Raw genomic sequence first — 18956 nt, 5'->3', positions numbered from 1 at the left:
CCCCGTTATGAAATTTTTAACGCCTTGCGCAAAATGAACGGACAGACGATTAAAAAAGCATATTCCGGGCTAAATATTGAACCGGTAAAAAACAGCGACACCGGCGTAAAAAGATAGAGCTGTACCCGAAAATTGCGATTATCGCCAAACGCATTTAGCGCCATTTTTAAAACTTTCCCCATATACCACAGCGTCATTAGCACTGCGAACCAGGAAAAATAAATAATCAGCAGATACAATCCATTGTCTATGGTTTTCCCGACATCCGCACCGTTAAAGATTCCGAATGATGCGACATATTCATAAAGTGAGCCAAATCTGACTACACCATCAATATGGGTCAAGGAATATCCGACCATGACTAAGGGGCCCACAATACGATAATAAGAAGATGAGCCTTCCGTCCCTAAATCGCCAAGTCGTGTCGCGATATAAGGAAATGCAATAATTACCCCAACCAAAAACAGGGTTAATGAGACCAGCGCCAGTGGAAGTTTTTTCTTTATCGCATCCTTATTCAAATATTGGAACGCCCACTCCAGAAGATAAAACAGGATAAAGGTCATTACCCCTGAAAATGATCCTGATAATATTATCCCTGCCAGAATCATAGCATCGCTTTTCGGTGTTTTGATACCAAACTGTTTGATGCTCAGCCAAATTGAGATTAGTGCCAAAGCGAAAAATGCCGGTTCAAAATAAAGCGCAGTGGTACGCTTACCGCCAAATTTTATGAAGTTCAGTACGTAGCTATTACTGTAAATGAGATATTTCGAAATTCCTTCCATAATACTGCTGCCGCCGGTAAGGATAATTTGCGCCATCTCAACCGCGGCGAGCGCGACCACTATACCCACCACCAGATAAAAAAAACGCAAAATCTTTCGGTGGTTATGCGCGGAAATGGTTTTGAATCGGATACTCCAGACCATCCCGATAATGACCACAATATAGACAAACAGCATCGTGGACGTGACATATTTACCGGCATTCAGCGACTGGCCGAACAGGAAGTTAAATGCCGTAAGCCCCGCGCCGATGCCTAAGGCGATCATCAATTTTTTTACGCTAATGCGTTCCACAAATAACAGCAGCAACAGCGGTAAAAAAGTGACGATGGTAATGGGAAAGCTTTCCCCCAGTTGGGCAATCTTGACATTGACCAGTAGGTAGATCAGCGGCAGCAGCAGGTAGCTACAGATTCTGATAGAACGAGACATACTCCTCCAGCATCTGTTGACCGCTGTACGCGACGCGGCTACGCATACAAAAGGCGTCCAGCGTTGAGCCGAATACCGCCTGAGCAATCTCTGGCTTACGCCGCTGCGCCAGGCGCAGTACATCTGTAGCGGCAAAAGTCTGGCCGCCGGATTTCGCCAGCACCTCCTGCGCCGCCTCGCTGTGGGTAGCGAGCACCGGTACGCCGATCGAGAGCGCTTCACACAAGATCAGCGGATAGTTATCGACCCGCGAGCTAAAGACCAGCGCATCCATCTCATTGAGCGCGCTCATTAATTTGCGCTTATCGGTTTCAAAACCGTGATTAACAACGTTTTGGCCAGTAAAAGGCGAAAATTTACCGAAGGTATGCAGTTCAATTTTTTCGCCCAGCGCCATCATGTCGTGTACCAGACGCTGGTCAGTTTTGCCGTCATAACGCAAGTCATGCGCCACAATGGCAATTCGCGGTTTTCCCGGATTCAGCGGCACAGGTGATAGCTGCGCGAGAATCGCCTCGGTCGCCAGATCGATACCGTTGTTAATAATCTGGCAGCGCCCCGCGCCATAAACGCTGTTAAAGGCCTCGGCCACGTGCTGGCTCGGCGAAATAAACCGGCAGCCCAGCCGCAGCATGTCCCGAAAGCGCTGACGTTTGCCGCCAATAAGCTGGTGCGCCCGATCCACCCTGACCGGCGGATAATTGCTTAGGGTCGGACATTTTTGGCAGCCGCTTTTCCAGCCCTCGCAACCGTCGGTGAAGGCGCAACGCCCGGTGACGCTCCAGTGATCGTGCAGCGTCCAGACCAGCGTGACGTCTGGTTTTTGCGCTTTGACTTTTTCGCAAAACGTCACGATGTCCGCCAGGTTTAGCCAGTAACTGTGGAGAACATGAAAATGCAGCACCAGCGGGCCGGATGTCTGGATAACCGTGCGGTAAAGATTGTCGAGATTGCCAAACAGATCGCGATTCAGGAAACGAAACAGCGCGATATTAGCGATTGCCGTGCCGCGCGGCGTCTGTTTTATCACCTGCGGATAACGGTGGTGGCTGACGCTTTTTTTTCCGCCTTTGCCATAACCATAGACAAAACGTGACGTCAGCCCTTTTTGCAGCGCCCGCAGATGGAGATCCAACGCCACTCCCGCCGCGCCGCCTTCCGCCAGCCGTACATTAAATTGCAGAATATTCATGTGCTGACCTTCACCCGTGCTTTTTCTCCCACCACCAGCGCATGGTCCGGAATACTGTCAAGCACCACGCTACCCGCGCCAATCGTGACGTGATTACCAATAGTAATATCGCCAAGCAGGATGACATTCGCCCCCAGCTCAACGCCGTGACCAATCACCGGACAAGCCAGGCTGTCCGCGCCGCGATTGCCAATGGTGACGCCGTGGCGAATGGTAAAATCGTCGCCGGCGACGACATGTTTGTTGATCACTACCGCGTAACCATGATGGATAGTGAACCGCCGACCAATGGTCGCGGCGGCCTGGATTTCATACCCGAACAGGCATTCCGTGATCACGCGATACAGCACCAGCACCGGCGCGGCCCACAGATTATTCAGCACATTCTTTTTGCGCCAGACGGAACAAAAATGAGCGATACGGTAGGCCAGCACCATGCAACAGGGGCGTAAGCTCCAGCTATTCGCGCGTAAGTCTTCCAGCATCGTTATCGCCCCCGCAGCCCGGCCGCCAGGCGTTTGCTGTTACGCACGGAGAGCAACGTCAGCAACGTGCGCCAGGTCATTCGCTTATTGCGAATTTGGTACAGGGTAAAAAGCTGGTATTTTTTGCTGGCGCGATCGAATTTATCTTTGTGCTTACGATAAAAATGGAAATAGCCGGAGAACTTTTTCGGCGAAGAGGTAATCTGCATCTCGCCGTGGTTGATATGTAAAATTTGCGTCGCCTCTTCGACTTTCCACGGTTCGCCATATTCCACCACCATACGCAGAAAAATGTCGTAATCCTGCGCCGCCTTGAGTTCGGTATCGAACAAACACGCTTTAAAACGCCAGGCCCAGGTAAAAACCTGATTGCCAATAATATTGCGCTTGTAGAACAAGCGGCGCGAATAAGGGGATTTCGGATACAGCGGCAGGCTGGCAGGCTGAGAGTAGACCTCGCCCTCGCACACATAGTCGTTGGCATACAAAAAGGCGTGCGTAGTCAACTGGTGTTTATGGGCCAGAAACACGCTCAGACGGTTTGGCGTCCATTCATCGTCATCATCAATACCGGTAATGTAGTGTCCTTGCGCCTGCATAATGGCCTGGTTGCGAACCGCGCAGGCGCCGGTATTCCTGGCGTTATGGGTATAACGGACGCGCGGGTCGTTCAGCTCCTCAACAAATTGTTGTAGCTGCTGATAAGACGAGGAGCAATCATCCACGATGATCATCTCCCAGTGACGGTAGTCCTGACGTAGTACTGATTTAATCGCCCGGATAGCCAACTGCTGCCTGTTCCAGGTTGGCATATAAATTGAGATCAGCGGATTGTCTGTTGTCATGCTTATTCCCCAGATAGTTTTGCCGCATGGCGCTACGCTTGTCCGGCCTACAGTCACAGGCCGCGCCATCCGGCACGCCTTATTTTTTATTTGGAATCTGACTGGTATTCATACTCGTAATAGCCATAATCCTGGTAACCCGTCGCCCGGCGGAAAATGGAGTTGAGAATGACGCCTTTGACCTGAATGCCATTCTGGTCAAAACGGCTCAGACTGGTTTCCACCTCTTTTAAGGTGTTGACGGCATAACGCGCCACCATCAGCGTCGTCCCGACGTGACGACCCACAATCGCGGCGTCCGTCACGGCCAGAATCGGCGGCGTGTCGATTAATACCAGGTCGTAGCGGCTGCTTGCCCAGGCGATCAGCTCGCCGAAGCGCTCGCTCATCAGCAGTTCCGATGGATTAGGCGGTACCTGACCGCGCGGAATAAGATCAAAATTAGCGATCGCCGTGGGTTTCGCGCAGGAGGCTATCTCGCCTTTGCCCGCCAGAATGTCAGATAAGCCGTCCACGTTATTGGTGCCGAGCAGTTCATGGGTGTAGCCCTTGCGCATATCGCAGTCGATCAGTAATACCCGTTTATGCGTCTGGCTGATGACGGCCGCCAGGTTGGCGCAAACAAAGGTTTTGCCGATAGAGGGGCTGACGCCTGTGAGCATGAGTACATTATTTTGCGCCTGCATCATGGCGAAATGCAGGCTGGTGCGCAGGCTGCGAATCGCCTCAATCGCCAGATCGGTCGGATTGCCCACCGCCAGCAGTTGGCTCTGCTTGTAACGCTTAATCCCTTTAATGGTTTTGACGCTATCGCGCGCTTTTTGCCATTCCGACAGCGGAATACTGGCATAGACGCTGATCCCGTGCTCCTCCAGCGCCTGCGGGCTTTCAATACCGCGATTAAACAGCGAGCGCAGCAGCACGCCGACAATCGATAACATTAATCCCAGAATAATGCTGCCGAGAATAATCAACGCCTTTTTCGGCTTCAGCACGCCCGGCTGGGTAATCGCCGGGTCAACGATGCGCACGTCGCCAACGGTGCTGGCTTCGGTGATTTTCAGCTCCTGCTGTTTATTAAGCAGTTGCATATAGACCTGCTGGCCGGACTCCACATCGCGGGTCAAACGCACAATCTCCTGCTGGGTTTTCGGCATCGCCGTCACCCGCCCGTTCAGTTTGGCTTTTTCATCTTCCAGCGCTTTACGTTTTTCCAGCAGGGTGCGGTAAGCCGGATGCGCTTTGGTAAAGAGCTTGGAAATTTCCGCCTCTTTAAACGTCAACTCATTCAACTGGGCGTCGATATTAACCATCGAATCGAGCACCGCCTTCGCCTCCAGCGGTAAATCCACCGAGTCTTTATCCTGGCGGAAAGCGTTTAGCTTGTTTTCCGCCACATCCAGACGGCTGCGGACTTCCGGCAGTTGTTTTGCCAGAAACGCCAGGCTCTTCCCTGCCTCTTCAGATTTCCGCGCAATATCCTGTTGCAGATAGTTACGGGTAATACTGTTGAGAATTTCGCGGATTTGGTCGCGATCCTCTCCCGTGAATGTCAGGCTCAGAACGCCGGTATCTTTGCCGGTTTCCGTTACGGTGAGGTTATTTTGCAGGTTATTAATCATGCCAAGCGTTGAGAATTTACTCACCGTAAATTCCGTATCAGGACGGGCGTCAATCGTCTCTACCTGCATCGTCACGCCGTCTTTATTGAGTGGCTGGCCCACAACGCCCTGCGCGCTAAATCCGCCGTCGCTAACCAACTGATAACGTTTGTCGCCCAGCACTTTGAGGGTGAAGATCTGTCCGCTCATCGTCTCTGGTCGGGTGAATGTCGTGACTTTCACCATTTCATTCTGACGTCCCATCAGCCGTTCCCACCCGGCGCCGAAGAGCGGAAAGGTGTTTTTGGTGACGGCAATATCCAGATCCAGATCGTCAACGGTCTTCCCCAGCACCAGACGCGATCGAATGAGCTGAATTTCCGCATCGGAAGCCGGCGGCTTATTCGCTAATGCGCTGTTGATATCCTGTACCAGCGAATTACCGGTGTTTTGTTCAATCTGTACCAGCGCATCGGCGCTATAGATGGGCGTGGCGAAGAACGTATAAATTACCGCGCACAGCGCAAATATGGCCGTCGTCCCCAACACCCACCAACGCGCTTCAATCACCGTTCCGACCAGGCGCCCGATATCGATTTCATCGCTACCCGTAACCGCCGCAGATTGTTTTACTTTTTCTGTCATGGTTTTCCCTGCTCTGCATTCAGTGCCTGCGCCCACTGGCGGGCAGACCTTTCCAGTAATGTGTACACCGCCTCAAACGCATCGCGGCTTTTGCGATACGGGTCCGGTATTTCACGCTCGCTGTCCCAGTGACCAAACAGCATTACCTTGCCGCGCATTTCCGGCGCAATGTCGCACAGGGCGGCGATGTGACGTTTCTCCATCGTCAGAATCAGGTCATATTCCCGGCACAGACGCGCGGAAATTTGCCTTGCGCAGTGATTTTCCAAAGACAGATCGTGGGCGCTCGCCACGCTCGCCGCCGCAGGATCGGCGCCTTTGCCGACCAGCGCGCCTAATCCGGCAGACGCAACCGTCAGCGAGGGATGAAAGCGCTTTAGCAAACGTTCCGCCGTCGGGGAACGGCAAACATTCCCCACACAGACCACTAAGATTTTGTTAAACATAACGATTACCAGGAATGAATGTCGCTGGCCGTATCCGTCATATAACGGACACCGCTAATGGTTGGCAGCAACTGATTGATCAGACGGTTCCAGCGAGCAACCGGCGCAGTCGTGACGTACACCACATCGTAAGGCTGAAGTCGGAATTCCGTCGCCATCACCAATGACGTGGCGTCAGACATATCAAGCTGGTAGATATTGGCGATCTTGCCGCCGCGTCCCCCCTCGCCTTTCAACGGACGAATCACAAAAATGCCGCTGGCGTTGGAAGTGGTCAGATCGATGCCTTCCGCATTGCCTAATGCTTCGGTGAGCGTCATGCCGCTGAAATCCATTTTGAGGGTGCTCTGTTTTTTCACTTCGCCCATGACAAAGACTTTCAGATCGTCATTGCGCGGCACATACAGAATGTCGCCAGGGTAGAGCAAGCGGTTCTGGCTAAGATCGCCATTTTGCATCAGCGCCTGTAGCGAAATGCGCTGTTCTTTGCCGTTGTGCGTCAACACGACGTTGCGCCAGTCCGCCATATCGGTCAGGCCGCCCGCAGCGTTAATCGCATCCAGGACGGTTAGCGGTACGTTAGTAATGGCCTGCTGACCGGATTTATTCACCTGGCCGGAGATGTACGCTTTTTGCGAGCGGAAAGCGGCGATATTGACATCCACCTGCGGGTCCGCGATGTACTTCGCTAAACGCCCGGTAATATCGCTGCGAATCTCTGACAAAGTTTTACCGACGACGCTAACCTTTCCAATGTAGGGATAAAACATGGTGCCGTCCGGCTGAACCCAGTTGCCGGTATCGCTTGAGCTGCGGTACTGGCCTGCTGGCGTGGTCAATTCCGGGTGATCCCAGACGGTGACATTCAGCACATCGCCAGGCCCGACGCGATACTGATAGCTGGCGATCTCCTGGTCCAGCGACATATTCGGTTGCGCGACATTGGGCCGCGGGCGTAATTGCTCAACCAACCGTGGCGTCAGCGGATACACATTGACCATCCGGTCGAGATCAAAGTCAGCGTCTTGCTGTTTGATCACATCTTTCCCCATCGTAGACATATTGCTGCCCGGAAGTACTGTGCAACCACTTATCAAGCTGAGCGACGCCAATAATGGCATCAATTTCATTTTAGATTTCATCATTGATTATTTATCACTTTGGCAGAGTCATTATCCTGTGCAATTTAAATAGCGGCTTCGTCCGTGCACATTTACCTTGCAGTTAATGGCAGAGAAAATTAACTGGCATCATTCTGAAAAAAAATCAATTCATCCGCAGGCTATTGACAGAATAATAAAGGCTTATATTCAGGCTTTCAGGCACGCTACCGCCCCTGGCTTCTTGGCTACCAATACACTGATTATTCTAAATTTTCGCATTCCCCTCCGATTTCATCCTGGTTCAGATAAAAATCTTCAGCGAAATAAAGGTTACGTATTAATAGTTTTCTCGATGTCGTGACAGGATATTTAAGAGCGCTATCTTAATCCTGCAAGAATTGTTGCAGCTAACCTAATGACAGGCAAGGTAACAAACCCGCCATTCTATATTTTTAAGATTAATATTAAATGAATTAACAGATGATTTTAGGATTTTATTGATGTTGACAATATTTATTTACTCCACTCCACCTGCGATATTTCCTAAATATATTCTTGACATTATTTAGTTTCCGACAGAAACATTACGGCTATTTTAAAGTTATTTTATAGCCGCGTAACAAAGATAAATTGCTCTGCGGCATTGCATTTTTCCGCCGTATTATCCATGATCGAATTGTGACAATTGTCATATTACAGAAGGTATTGCTCTTACTATGGAATGGATTGCCGATCCGTCAATCTGGGCCGGACTGGTAACGTTAATCGTTATCGAACTTGTTCTCGGCATTGATAACCTGGTCTTTATTGCCATCCTCGCTGAAAAACTACCGCCGGGGCAGCGCGACCGCGCACGCATTACCGGCCTGATACTGGCGATGATCATGCGCCTGCTGCTGCTGGCGTCAATCTCGTGGCTGGTCACCTTGACTAAGCCGCTCTTTAGCGTACAGGCGTTAAGCTTCAGCGCCCGCGATCTGATTATGCTGTTCGGCGGCTTCTTCCTGCTCTTTAAAGCCACCATGGAACTCAACGAACGGCTGGAAGGGAAAGATAGCGCCAACCCTACCCAGCGTAAGGGGGCGAAATTCTGGGCGGTGGTCGCACAAATCGTGGTACTGGACGCTATCTTTTCTCTCGACTCCGTGATTACCGCCGTGGGGATGGTCGATCACCTGGCGGTCATGATGGCGGCAGTGATAATCGCCATTAGCCTGATGCTGCTTGCCAGCAAGTCACTGACCCGATTTGTGAACAACCATCCCACCATTGTCATTTTGTGTCTTAGCTTCCTGCTAATGATCGGCTTTAGCCTGGTGGCGGAAGGGTTTGGTTTCCACATTCCGAAAGGGTATCTGTACGCGGCTATCGGCTTCTCGGTGATGATCGAGGCGCTCAACCAACTGGCTATTTTTAACCGCCGCCGTTTTCTTTCCGCTAACCATACGCTGCGCCAGCGCACAACGGAGGCCGTGATGCGGCTGATTAGCGGTAAAAAAGAGGATGCCGAACTGGATGCGGAAACCGCTGCGATGCTGGCAGACCATGACGACAGCCAGATTTTTAATCCGCAGGAGCGCAGGATGATCGAGCGGGTGCTGAATCTCAACCAGCGCACCGTAAGTAGCATCATGACGTCGCGTCACGATATCGAGCATATCGATCTCAACGCGCCGGAAGCGGAAATCCGCGCTCTGCTGGAAAAGAACCAGCATACGCGTCTGGTCGTGACGGGTGAAAATGAACAGGAAGATTTACTCGGCGTCGTCCACGTCATCGATCTGTTGCAACAATCGCTGCGCGGCGAACCGCTCAACCTGCGGGCGCTGATTCGCCAACCGCTGGTTTTCCCGGAAACATTGCCGCTGCTGCCTGCGCTGGAGCAGTTCCGTAACGCCAGAACCCATTTTGCCTTTGTCGTAGATGAGTTTGGCTCGGTTGAAGGCATTGTGACATTAAGCGATGTCATGGAGACTATCGCCGGTAATCTGCCGAATGAAGTCGAGGAAATTGACGCCCGCCACGATATTCAGAAGAACCCGGACGGTTCCTGGACAGCAAACGGCCATATGCCGCTGGAGGATTTGGTGCAGTACGTGCCGCTACCGCTGGATGAAAAACGGGAATACCATACGATTGCCGGATTATTGATGGAATATTTGCAGCGCATACCGCAAACCGGTGAAGAGGTTCAGGTGGGCGATTATTTGCTGAAAACATTGCAGGTAGAAAGCCATCGAGTGCAGAAAGTGCAGTTAATTCCGCTGCATAACGGCGAGCCAGACCCGGAGATGTAACGTCTGTTCGCCTGCCCCGGCCTGCTTACCAGGCAGGCCGGAGGCGCGTTAGCCTCGCCATCCGGCACTCCTCTTTGGCCAAAAACTACAGCTTATCCAGCAGTTTCTTCACATCTTTACCGTTACGGGTATCTTTATTGCGATCCGCCCAGTCGTTGAGCCGACGCTTCGCCTCATCCTGTAAATGCTTGCGCAATAACTGATCCACTTGCAGGGTATAGTTCAGCTCCTGCCACTTGCCATAGACGCGCAGCGGCACCGGCGTCTCTTTCAGGAAGGTGATCAGGTTGCTATTGCCGTTCCATCCGCCCAGCACACGCAGATTAAATTGCGTATCACAGCTCTGCTTAACCAGGTCCAGCGTTCCGCTGCCGGTTAACGCCAGCATAGAAGATTGCCCGACCATGTCGTCGAGCGTCAGCGTGCCCTTATTTAGCGTCAGATCGGTCGTGAAGCGATCCAGTCGGGTCGCGTTGTCCATATTTTCCTGCGACTGCTGCGCGTCGCCGCCGCTTCGCTCTACGGCCTGCTGCACCAGTTGCTGGAAATTCATTCCTTCGAGGCGCGTATTGCTCATGTCAACATGCGCTTTTCCTTTCCAGCTGTGGCGAAATGCCTCCGCGTCAATATCCGCCCCGGAGAAATCGCCAACCAGCGACATCTTACCAGTCAGGCTAATCGGATAATTGAAGGCTTTCAGGATAGTCCCAATCTCAACATGGTTGAGGCGAGGGTGGAATTCGATGCGCGGACTGGCGGTGCGGGCGTCCAGCGTGCCAGGCAGCGACATCTCTCCGTCGGCCAGTTTCCCCTGCAACTCGGTGATATCCAGCAATCCGGCCTGATTAGACATCTTCGTCGAAACCTGGGTAAAGTCCATTCCCCGCCAGCGAACTGAATCCGCCTGTAAAGCAATCTCCGCCGTAAAGCTTTGCAGCCCCTGATAAGGCGGCGCACCAACACGCGACGCGATAACTGGCCTGGTCAGGGGGAGCGTATTTTGCCCCTGCGACACCGCGCCGCCCGTCTGTGCCACGGAGCTATGATGCGGCAACAGGTTGTCCAGATTAAGCTTGCTGGACCGGAGGTCAATTTGCCATTCCGGCTGGTCCGCCAGCGTTACCTGAACATGCCCGGTCAGAGAACTGTCATTCGCCGTTAAATTTAAGTGGTTAAATGAAAGACGTTTTTGCGCCTCCTGCCACTGCGCCTGCAATTGTCCCTGCCCCTCAATCCCCTGCGCCGGTAGATCCGCGCCCTGCAATTGCCAGCGCAGTTGCTCAATACCCGCGGTTAAATTATGCGGATAATCGGAAGCATCCACCGTTCCGCTGAATGATAAAGCAAGATCCCGCTGATCGCGGTTCACGCGTCCCGAAAAATCAAACGTGCCGCGATGCTCGGCATCTTGTTCCATATTCAGACGAATATCGCGCACCGTGACCTGATCATCATTTTCATGCTGGAAAACCAGCACGCTGTCGGCAACGCGCAGGCTACGAATATCAAACGACCAGCCGCGATCTTCCGCTACGTCCGGCAAGGTATTATCTTTCGGCGCGACCGGCGCATCATCACTGCGTACCGCTTCCGTTTGCGGCGTCAGTTGAATCACCCCGCCTTTCAGCATCACCTGCTTAACATGAAGCTGATGACTCAACAGCGGCCATAAAGCGACATCCAAGCGCATATTGTCAGCCCGCACCAGCGGTTCGCTGGCGCCTCGCGCCGTTAGCGTCATTCGCCCGGAAAGGATGCTGAGTTGCGGCCATACGTGCCAGCGCAGCGGCCCGTCCAGTTGCAACTGATATTCACTACGCGCGGCAACCTGCTGCACCATATAGGCGCGGAAATCATTCGGATTGACCAACAATACCAACGCAGAGAATCCGGCCACCAGCACGACCAGGAGAATCATCAGCGTCGTCAGAAATCGTCTCATGCTACCCTCAATGGACCGGCAGTATTGCGCCGAATGGCTCAGTCTTTATCAATCCGGCTGGCAACAGCGCCCTGCTGATCGCGATATTTGGCATCCTGACGGCGGTTATAAGGCCGCGCCGCCGGGCCGGACAGCGGCTCAAAGCTCAGCGCGCCGATGAGCATACCCGGACGCAACGCCAGCGGCAGCTTCCCGGAGTTGTAAAACTCAAGCACAATGCAGCCCGACCAGCCGGGATCGATACGGTGCGCCGTCACATGCACCATCAGTCCCAGACGCGCCAGCGAGGAACGACCATCCAGCCAGCCCACTAAATCCGGCGGCAGGGTAACGGATTCAAAGGTGACGGCCAGCGCCAATTCGCCCGGATGCAGATAAAATGCCTCGCCGTCCGGCAAAACGATTTCATCGCTCATCACGCGATCCAGCGCCGCGCTGACCTCATCTTTCGGCCCGCTCAGATCGATAAACGCCGCCGTATGGCCACGGAAGGTTCGAAATTTATTGCCAAGACGTACATCGACCGTCGCGCCGTTAATGCGCTCTACGGGAGGTCGCGGAGTGATAGACAAACGGCCTTCATCCAGCCAGGCTTCAATATCTCGGTCGCATAAACGCATGGCACTTTCTCCTTTCGCGCATCAAGCCCTTAAATCAAGCACATCAAGGGCTAACCAGGTTATCACTGAACGGTACACAATTCGCCAGATTTATTCAAAGAACTGGCTGATTTTCGCTTTCAGAATATCAATAGCGATGCGGTTTTTACCGCCGCGCGGCACGATAATATCCGCATATTGTTTGGAAGGCTCAATAAATTGCAGGAACATCGGACGCACCGTTTTCTGATATTGCGCCATCACCGAATCCATTGAGCGACCACGCTCGTTCACATCGCGTTTGATACGGCGCATCAAACAGATATCCAGCGGCGTATCGACAAAAATAGAGAAGTTCATCTCTTCACGCAAACGCGCGTCGGTCAGTAACAGAATACCTTCAAGAATAATCACTTTCTTCGGTTCTACGCGAACCGTTTCCTGCATACGGGTATGCTCAACATAACTGTATACCGGTAATTCAATCGCCGAACCGCGCTTGAGCGCCTGAAGATGCTGAAATAGCAGGCTGTGATCCATCGCATTCGGATGGTCATAGTTGGTTTTTACGCGTTCTTCCATCGACAGATGGCTTTGATCTTTGTAATAACTGTCTTCGGGAATAACGCCAATATGTTCGTCACCCACTTGTTCACGCAATTCGCGGTAAAGGGTACTGGCAATAAGACTCTTGCCGGAAGCCGATGCGCCAGCGATACCGATAATGACGCACTGATGAGACTGATCAGTCATAAATTTAGCGACCTGATTAACCTGGATGTAAGGAAGGGGGGCGCCGAAACGCCAAACGCGGCAATTATAGGGATTTCAGCAGCGCGATACCAGTCCGGCGCTATGCCACGGTGAATTTGTTGGCGGCGCATTCGACGTCGCGACGTAAAAGCGTTCAGTTTTAACGCGGACAGCGGATTTATCGACCCGTCTGGAGGAGGAATACGCCGGAAGCCACAATTTATATTCAGCCAGCGTATAAATCATTACGCGTTTATACTAGCATAATCACAGAGTAAACTGACGCGTCCGGTATTCCGCGACGTTACCGGCGATTCGGATAGAGTGGTAATGAGTAAACCATCCCAACATGTTTTCGTTACCGTCCCCCACCCGCTATTGCGTCTGGTCAGTTTAGGCCTGGTCGCGTTTGTCTTTACGCTCTTTTCGCTCGTATTATCGCGTGTCGGCACCCAACTGGCGCCGCTGTGGTTCCCTACCTCCATTATGATGGTCGCGTTTTACCGCCATGCGGGCCGTCTGTGGCCAGGGATCGCGGTCGCCTGCTCGCTCGGCAGCATCGGCGCCTCACTGACTTTATTTCCTGCCGCCTCGCTTAACTTTAGCTGGACGGCAATAAATATTATCGAGGCGGCCACTGGCGCGATACTGCTGCGAAAACTGCTCCCCAGCTACAATCCCTTACAAAATTTGAATGACTGGTTTCGTCTGGCTATCGGCAGCGCCGTGATTCCCCCGCTACTCGGAGGCCTGTTATTTTGGCTGATAGCGCCGGAAGCGGTCGCCTCGAAAGCGTTTCTGATTTGGGTATTATCGGAAGCCATCGGCGCGCTGACGCTGGTGCCGTTAGGTTTACTGTTTAAACCACACTATCTGTTGCGTCATCGCGACCCGCATCTGTTGCTGGAAACGCTATTGACGCTGGTCATTACGCTGGCGCTAAGCTGGCTCGCTATGCGCTATATTCCGTGGCCGTTTACGTGCGTTATCGTCCTGTTGATGTGGAGTGCGGTACGCCTGCCGCGAATGGAGGCGTTTTTAATTTTTTTAGCTACCGTTATCGTGGTCTCGCTCATGCTGGCCAATGACCCCACGCTGCTCGCCACGCCGAAAACCGACGTGATGGTCAATATGCCGTGGCTGCCTTTTTTAATGATCCTGCTGCCTGCCAATATGATGACGATGGTGATGTACGCGTTTCGCACGGAACGCAAACATATCACCGAGAGCGAATCCCGCTTTCGCAACGCGATGGAGTATTCCGCCATTGGTATGGCGCTGGTCGGTACGGAGGGTCAGTGGCTACAGGTCAATAAATCTCTGAGCCATTTTCTTGGCTATAGCCAGGATGAATTACGCACGATGACATTTCAGCAATTGACCTGGCCGGAAGACCTGAATAATGACCTTGAACAGCTAAACATGCTGGTGCGCGGCGACATCAATAGCTATTCCATGGAAAAACGCTACTACACCCGCAACGGCGATGTCGTCTGGGCGCTGCTGGCCGTCTCGCTGGTTCGGCATAAAGACAATAAACCTCTCTATTTTATTGCTCAGATTGAAGATATTAACGATCTCAAGCAAAGCGAGCAGGAAAACCAGCGGTTGATGGAGCGTATTACACAGGCGAACGACGCGCTGTTTCAGGAAAAAGAACGGTTGCACATCACGCTTGACTCTATCGGGGAAGCGGTGGTGTGTATTGATGTCGCGATGAATATCACCTTTATGAACCCGATCGCCGAGAAGATGAGCGGCTGGCGGCAAGAGGATGCTTTAGGCGCGCCATTATTAACGGTTCTGCGCATTACGTCAGGTGATAAGGGGCCGCTGCTGGAGGATATTTATCGCGCCGACAGGTCGCGATCGGACATGGAACAGGAGATAGTGCTCCATTGTCATAACGGCGGCAGCTACGATATTCATTACAGTATCACGCCGCTCAGTACGCTTGACGGCGATAAGATTGGTTCGGTTCTGGTTATCCAGGACGTTACCGAATCACGAAAAATGTTACGCCAGCTCAGCTACAGCGCAACGCATGACGCCCTCACCCATCTTGCCAACCGCGCCAGTTTTGAAAAGCAGCTTCAACAGCGCCTGCAAACAATACAGGAATCGCCTCAACATCATGCGCTGGTGTTTATCGATCTGGACCGTTTTAAAGCGGTTAACGACAGCGCGGGACATGCCGCCGGCGATGCCTTATTGCGCGAGCTCGCGTCACTGATGCTCAGTATGCTTCGCTCCGGCGATCTTCTGGCCCGTCTGGGTGGCGATGAGTTTGGCCTGTTGCTGCCGGATTGTAATAGTGACAGCGCGCGCTTTATCGTGACGCGGCTTATCAACGCCGTTAATGAATATCACTTTATGTGGGAAGGACGCCTGCATCGGATCGGCGCCAGCGCCGGGATCACAATGATAAATAAACATAACTGCCAGCTCACAGAGGTCGTGTCTCAGGCCGATATTGCCTGCTACGCCGCGAAAAATAGCGGTCGAGGCCGTCTGACCGTGTACGAACCGCAGCACGCATTAACCTCCTCAAAGGGAATGATGCCGCTGGAAGAACAGTGGCATATGATTAAAAATAACCACCTGCTGATGCTTGCCAGAAACGTCGCGCCGCCGCGTACACCGGAGGCCACCAGCTTTTGGCTGGTCTCACTCAGGCTGTGGACCAGCGAAGGGGAAGTGATGGAAGAGCGCGCGTTCCGGGCAGGGTTAGCCGACTCCGCGCTGCATCACGCGCTTGACCGACGGGTATTCCATGAGTTTTTCCGCCATGCGGCGACCGCCGTCGCCAGCAAGGGATTAAGCGTTGCGCTGCCGCTGTCCGCCGCGGGATTATACAGCGCGACCCTTATTGATGAGCTGCTGGAACAACTGGAGCATAGCCCACTGCCGCCACGGTTATTACACCTGATTATCCCGGCTGACGTTATCGTTAAGCAGGCGCAGACCGCCGCTGCGACTCTGCGAAAACTACGGCAACGCGGCTGCCAGGTGATTCTCAGCCATGTCGGGCGCGATTTACAGCTGTTTAATTTACTGACCCCGCATATCGCTGATTATTTACTGCTGGATAGCGACCTTATCGCCAACGTTCATGAGAGTTTAATGGATGAAATGCTGACCTCGATCATCCAGGGACACGCCCAGCATCTGGACATCAAAACGCTCGCCGGGCCGGTACAAAACCCACAGGTGCTGGATACGCTCTCCCGTATTGGCGTGGATCTAATTTATGGCGACACTATCGCCGAAGCGCAACCGCTGGATTTGTTACTGAATACCAGCTATTTCGCTATCCATTGACGGTTGCCAGCCGTGGGTATACCAGATATGCAGTAGCGCGTAGGAACGCCACGGTTTCCAGCGCTCCGCGTAGCGACGGATCTGCGCGACCGTCATCCCGGCAAAGCGCTGCTTAATTAAGTAATCATCGGGCAAAAAGATATCTTTTGCCTGCCAACCGCGCAGGGCGAAATAGTTCGCCGTCCAGCGGCCAATTCCCGGAAACGTTTGTAAATTTTTAACGCTCTGCTCAATATCCGGCGGCGCGGCGAGCGCCAGTTTTCCCGCCAGCGTCGCCTGCGCCAGATGAATCAGCGCTTCGGCGCGCCGCAGAGGCATCCCCAGAGCTTTAAGCGCCAGCGGATCGGCCAACGCCAGCGTTTCCGGACCGGGAAAACAGACATAATCGGGCGCATCCGGCAACGCCTCGCCATAGCGGCGCGCCACTTTCGCCGTCAACCTGGCCGCCATCGCGACACTCACCAGTTGCCCCAGTATCGCCCGCACGCCTTGTTCAAACGTATCAACCGATCCCGGTAAACGCAGCCCCGGTCTGTCCTCGCCCAGTGGCCCCAGCACGGCGGCAACCTGCGCGGGCTGGCAGTCAAGATCAAACAGACGCGAAACCTTCGCCAGACACGCCGGCGCGACGGGAAGTAATCCGGCGCTCACGCTAACCTGCACAGTGTGGGTGGACAGATGGGGCCTCACGCTGATCAGTCCGCGATGCTCGCCCACCACCAGGCTGCGCGCATAAAAGCCCTCGCCTACCGTTTCCACGCCGTCCACCGCACGCGCGGCAAGAAAGCCCAACATCCACGACCAGTCGTAAGGCGGCTGCCAGCTCAGGGTAAACATACTTTTCTCCTTTATTTGACCTTTCAGCATAAACGCTAATCGCACGTAACGCCTTGCTTTCATATTCCAGTTGTCGCCGCGACGACATTTCGCTAAAGTCACGCCCCTTCTTCACTGGCATGGGGATTTTAAGGTGTTTATAGGATTTGATTACGGTACGGCAAACTGCTCGGTCGCCATTATGCGCGACGGGCATCCACAGTTGCTGACAATGGAGAATAACAGCGCATTACTGCCGTCTATGCTGTGCGCGCCGACGCGCGAAGCGGTGAGCGAGTGGCTGTATCGCCATCATGATGTGCCGGCAACGGACGAAGAAACCCAGGCGCTGCTGCGCCGCGCGATACGCTACAACCGCGAGGAAGATATTGAGGTTGGCGCGCAAAGCGTACAGTTTGGTCTGGCGTCGCTGGCGCACTATATTGACGATCCCCAAGAGGTCTGGTTTGTCAAATCGCCAAAATCCTTTTTAGGCGCCAGCGGCCTGAAACCGCAGCAGGTCGCGCTGTTTGAAGATTTGGTCTGCGCCATGATGGTACATATTCGTCATACGGCGCACAGCCAATTGCCGGAGGCCATTACCCAGGCGGTAATCGGTCGCCCGATCAACTTTCAGGGACTGGGCGGCGATGACGCGAACCGCCAGGCGCAGGGTATTCTGGAGCGGGCGGCAAAACGCGCCGGTTTTCAGGAGGTGGTATTCCAGTACGAACCGGTTGCGGCGGGCCTGGACTACGAGGCTACGCTGCGGGAAGAGAAGCGTGTGCTGGTCGTGGATATTGGCGGCGGCACCACCGACTGTTCCATGCTGCTGATGGGGCCGCAGTGGCGTCAGCGCGCCGATCGTGAAAACAGCCTGTTGGGGCACAGCGGTTGCCGCGTGGGCGGAAACGATCTGGATATCGCGCTGGCCTTTAAAAATCTGATGCCTTTGCTGGGCATGGGCGGCGAAACCGAAAAAGGCATCGCCCTGCCGGTGCTGCCGTGGTGGAACGCCGTGGCGATTAACGACGTCCCGGCGCAAAGCGATTTTTACAGTAGCGCGAATGGTCGTCTGTTGAACGATTTGGTTCGCAACGCGCGTGAAGCAGACAAGGTCGCGTTGCTGCTCAAGGTCTGGCGCCAGCGGCTTAGTTACCGCCTGGTACGTTGCGCGGAAGAGAGCAAAATCGCCCTTTCCGGCCAGGCGGATATTACGGCGAGGCTGCCATTTATCAGCGACGACCTGGCGGTCGCTATCAGCCAGCAAGGACTGGAAGCGGCGCTGGATCAACCGCTGGCGCGTATTCTGGAACAGGTGCAACTAGCGCTGGACAGCGCGCAGGAAAAACCGGATGTCATCTATCTGACCGGCGGCAGCGCCCGTTCGCCATTGATTAAAAAAGCGCTTTCCGAACAGCTACCGGGCATACCCGTCGCTGGCGGCGATGATTTCGGCTCCGTCACCGCAGGACTGGCGCGCTGGGCGGAGGTTGTTTTCCGCTAAGCGCCTCGCAAGCTCAGTGCTGATGGATTGACATTATTCTTGATGTGGCTTAACGTCAGGAGTGAGGGTAAGGGAGGATTCCTCCTCCCCCTGGTGTCTTAGTAAGCCTGGAAGCTAATCACTAAGAGTATCACCAGTATGATGACTACCTTCATCATAACCCTTTCCTTATTTTGGCCCCTTC

General features: G+C 53.5%; 15 protein-coding genes. 3 read left to right on the top strand and 12 right to left on the bottom strand.

Annotated features, from left to right (window positions below; genetic code table 11):
* Positions 1–5: 5 nt before the first annotated feature.
* The 7 genes from wcaD to ACLD3P_RS07935 all read right to left on the bottom strand — a co-directional run bounded on the left by wcaD (position 6) and on the right by ACLD3P_RS07935 (position 7579).
* Positions 6–1220: a colanic acid polymerase WcaD gene (wcaD, locus tag ACLD3P_RS07965; protein ID WP_000091392.1), complete on the bottom strand. Its 1215-nt coding sequence runs from the start codon at positions 1218–1220 to the stop codon at positions 6–8.
* On the bottom strand, positions 1195–2412 hold the full coding sequence (gene wcaC, locus ACLD3P_RS07960; protein ID WP_411006696.1) for a colanic acid biosynthesis glycosyltransferase WcaC: 1218 nt from the start codon (positions 2410–2412) through the stop codon (positions 1195–1197). Before wcaC ends, wcaD begins: the two co-directional genes overlap by 26 nt.
* Positions 2409–2897, bottom strand: a complete 489-nt coding sequence (gene wcaB, locus ACLD3P_RS07955; RefSeq protein WP_000888724.1) for a colanic acid biosynthesis acetyltransferase WcaB — start codon at positions 2895–2897, stop codon at positions 2409–2411. Before wcaB ends, wcaC begins: the two co-directional genes overlap by 4 nt.
* Before the next feature lie 2 nt (positions 2898–2899).
* Positions 2900–3742 (bottom strand): colanic acid biosynthesis glycosyltransferase WcaA, encoded by an 843-nt coding sequence (wcaA, locus tag ACLD3P_RS07950; protein ID WP_000205695.1) that lies wholly within the window; start codon positions 3740–3742, stop codon positions 2900–2902.
* 86 nt (positions 3743–3828) lie between these two features.
* Positions 3829–5988, bottom strand: a complete 2160-nt coding sequence (gene wzc, locus ACLD3P_RS07945; protein ID WP_115285861.1) for a tyrosine-protein kinase Wzc — start codon at positions 5986–5988, stop codon at positions 3829–3831.
* Complete coding sequence (gene wzb / locus ACLD3P_RS07940; RefSeq protein ID WP_000482224.1) at positions 5985–6434, bottom strand: low molecular weight protein-tyrosine-phosphatase Wzb; 450 nt, start codon at positions 6432–6434, stop codon at positions 5985–5987. Before wzb ends, wzc begins: the two co-directional genes overlap by 4 nt.
* A gap of 5 nt (positions 6435–6439) precedes the next feature.
* Positions 6440–7579 carry a polysaccharide export protein gene (locus ACLD3P_RS07935; protein ID WP_000978077.1) on the bottom strand — a complete coding sequence of 380 codons (1140 nt, stop codon included), beginning with the start codon at positions 7577–7579 and terminating at the stop codon, positions 6440–6442.
* Between the two features lie 674 nt (positions 7580–8253).
* Here ACLD3P_RS07935 and ACLD3P_RS07930 point away from each other — a divergent pair.
* Entirely contained in the window at positions 8254–9834 is a 1581-nt protein-coding gene (locus ACLD3P_RS07930; RefSeq protein ID WP_000454712.1) for a TerC family protein, read from the top strand.
* A gap of 85 nt (positions 9835–9919) precedes the next feature.
* Here the strand turns inward: ACLD3P_RS07930 and asmA are convergent, their stop codons facing one another.
* From asmA to udk, 3 genes are all read right to left on the bottom strand, one after another.
* Positions 9920–11776, bottom strand: a complete 1857-nt coding sequence (gene asmA, locus ACLD3P_RS07925; protein ID WP_131046435.1) for an outer membrane assembly protein AsmA — start codon at positions 11774–11776, stop codon at positions 9920–9922.
* Between the two features lie 38 nt (positions 11777–11814).
* Positions 11815–12396, bottom strand: coding sequence for a dCTP deaminase (gene dcd, locus ACLD3P_RS07920; RefSeq protein WP_001234783.1), 582 nt, complete (start codon positions 12394–12396; stop codon positions 11815–11817).
* 90 nt (positions 12397–12486) lie between these two features.
* Positions 12487–13128: a uridine kinase gene (udk, locus tag ACLD3P_RS07915; protein WP_000132082.1), complete on the bottom strand. Its 642-nt coding sequence runs from the start codon at positions 13126–13128 to the stop codon at positions 12487–12489.
* Between the two features lie 330 nt (positions 13129–13458).
* Between udk and ACLD3P_RS07910 the strand changes: the two genes are divergently transcribed.
* A complete protein-coding gene (locus ACLD3P_RS07910; RefSeq protein WP_131046436.1) occupies positions 13459–16449 on the top strand; it encodes an MASE1 domain-containing protein in 2991 nt (996 codons plus the stop codon).
* On the opposite strand, the gene alkA is transcribed toward ACLD3P_RS07910, so the two are convergent.
* Positions 16417–17286: a DNA-3-methyladenine glycosylase 2 gene (gene alkA / locus ACLD3P_RS07905; RefSeq protein WP_115285858.1), complete on the bottom strand. Its 870-nt coding sequence runs from the start codon at positions 17284–17286 to the stop codon at positions 16417–16419. The genes ACLD3P_RS07910 and alkA overlap by 33 nt on opposite strands.
* A 133-nt stretch (positions 17287–17419) precedes the next feature.
* Here alkA and yegD point away from each other — a divergent pair, with 133 nt between their 5' ends.
* Entirely contained in the window at positions 17420–18772 is a 1353-nt protein-coding gene (gene yegD, locus ACLD3P_RS07900; protein WP_000469623.1) for a molecular chaperone, read from the top strand.
* Positions 18773–18870: 98 nt separating this feature from the next.
* Here yegD and ibsA read toward each other — a convergent pair whose 3' ends face one another.
* Positions 18871–18930, bottom strand: coding sequence for a type I toxin-antitoxin system Ibs family toxin (ibsA, locus tag ACLD3P_RS07895; RefSeq protein WP_001805500.1), 60 nt, complete (start codon positions 18928–18930; stop codon positions 18871–18873).
* Between the last annotated feature and the right edge of the window lie 26 nt (positions 18931–18956).

It is taken from the genome of Salmonella sp. 741265073_HBA, assembly GCF_046569105.1.
GTDB classification, from domain to species: domain Bacteria; phylum Pseudomonadota; class Gammaproteobacteria; order Enterobacterales; family Enterobacteriaceae; genus Salmonella; species Salmonella enterica.
Note: the sequence above shows the minus strand (reverse complement) of the source record. Positions and strands in the feature narration are given on the sequence as shown.

What these genes read in the sequence shown, in the direction of transcription:
- wcaD (WP_000091392.1), bottom strand. Translation starts at nt 1,220, where the DNA reads ATGTCTCGTTCTATCAGAATCTGTAGCTACCTGCTGCTGCCGCTGATC.
- wcaC (WP_411006696.1), bottom strand. Translation starts at nt 2,412, where the DNA reads ATGAATATTCTGCAATTTAATGTACGGCTGGCGGAAGGCGGCGCGGCG.
- wcaB (WP_000888724.1), bottom strand. Translation starts at nt 2,897, where the DNA reads ATGCTGGAAGACTTACGCGCGAATAGCTGGAGCTTACGCCCCTGTTGC.
- wcaA (WP_000205695.1), bottom strand. Translation starts at nt 3,742, where the DNA reads ATGACAACAGACAATCCGCTGATCTCAATTTATATGCCAACCTGGAAC.
- wzc (WP_115285861.1), bottom strand. Translation starts at nt 5,988, where the DNA reads ATGACAGAAAAAGTAAAACAATCTGCGGCGGTTACGGGTAGCGATGAA.
- wzb (WP_000482224.1), bottom strand. Translation starts at nt 6,434, where the DNA reads ATGTTTAACAAAATCTTAGTGGTCTGTGTGGGGAATGTTTGCCGTTCC.
- ACLD3P_RS07935 (WP_000978077.1), bottom strand. Translation starts at nt 7,579, where the DNA reads ATGATGAAATCTAAAATGAAATTGATGCCATTATTGGCGTCGCTCAGC.
- ACLD3P_RS07930 (WP_000454712.1), top strand. Translation starts at nt 8,254, where the DNA reads ATGGAATGGATTGCCGATCCGTCAATCTGGGCCGGACTGGTAACGTTA.
- asmA (WP_131046435.1), bottom strand. Translation starts at nt 11,776, where the DNA reads ATGAGACGATTTCTGACGACGCTGATGATTCTCCTGGTCGTGCTGGTG.
- dcd (WP_001234783.1), bottom strand. Translation starts at nt 12,396, where the DNA reads ATGCGTTTATGCGACCGAGATATTGAAGCCTGGCTGGATGAAGGCCGT.
- udk (WP_000132082.1), bottom strand. Translation starts at nt 13,128, where the DNA reads ATGACTGATCAGTCTCATCAGTGCGTCATTATCGGTATCGCTGGCGCA.
- ACLD3P_RS07910 (WP_131046436.1), top strand. Translation starts at nt 13,459, where the DNA reads ATGAGTAAACCATCCCAACATGTTTTCGTTACCGTCCCCCACCCGCTA.
- alkA (WP_115285858.1), bottom strand. Translation starts at nt 17,286, where the DNA reads ATGTTTACCCTGAGCTGGCAGCCGCCTTACGACTGGTCGTGGATGTTG.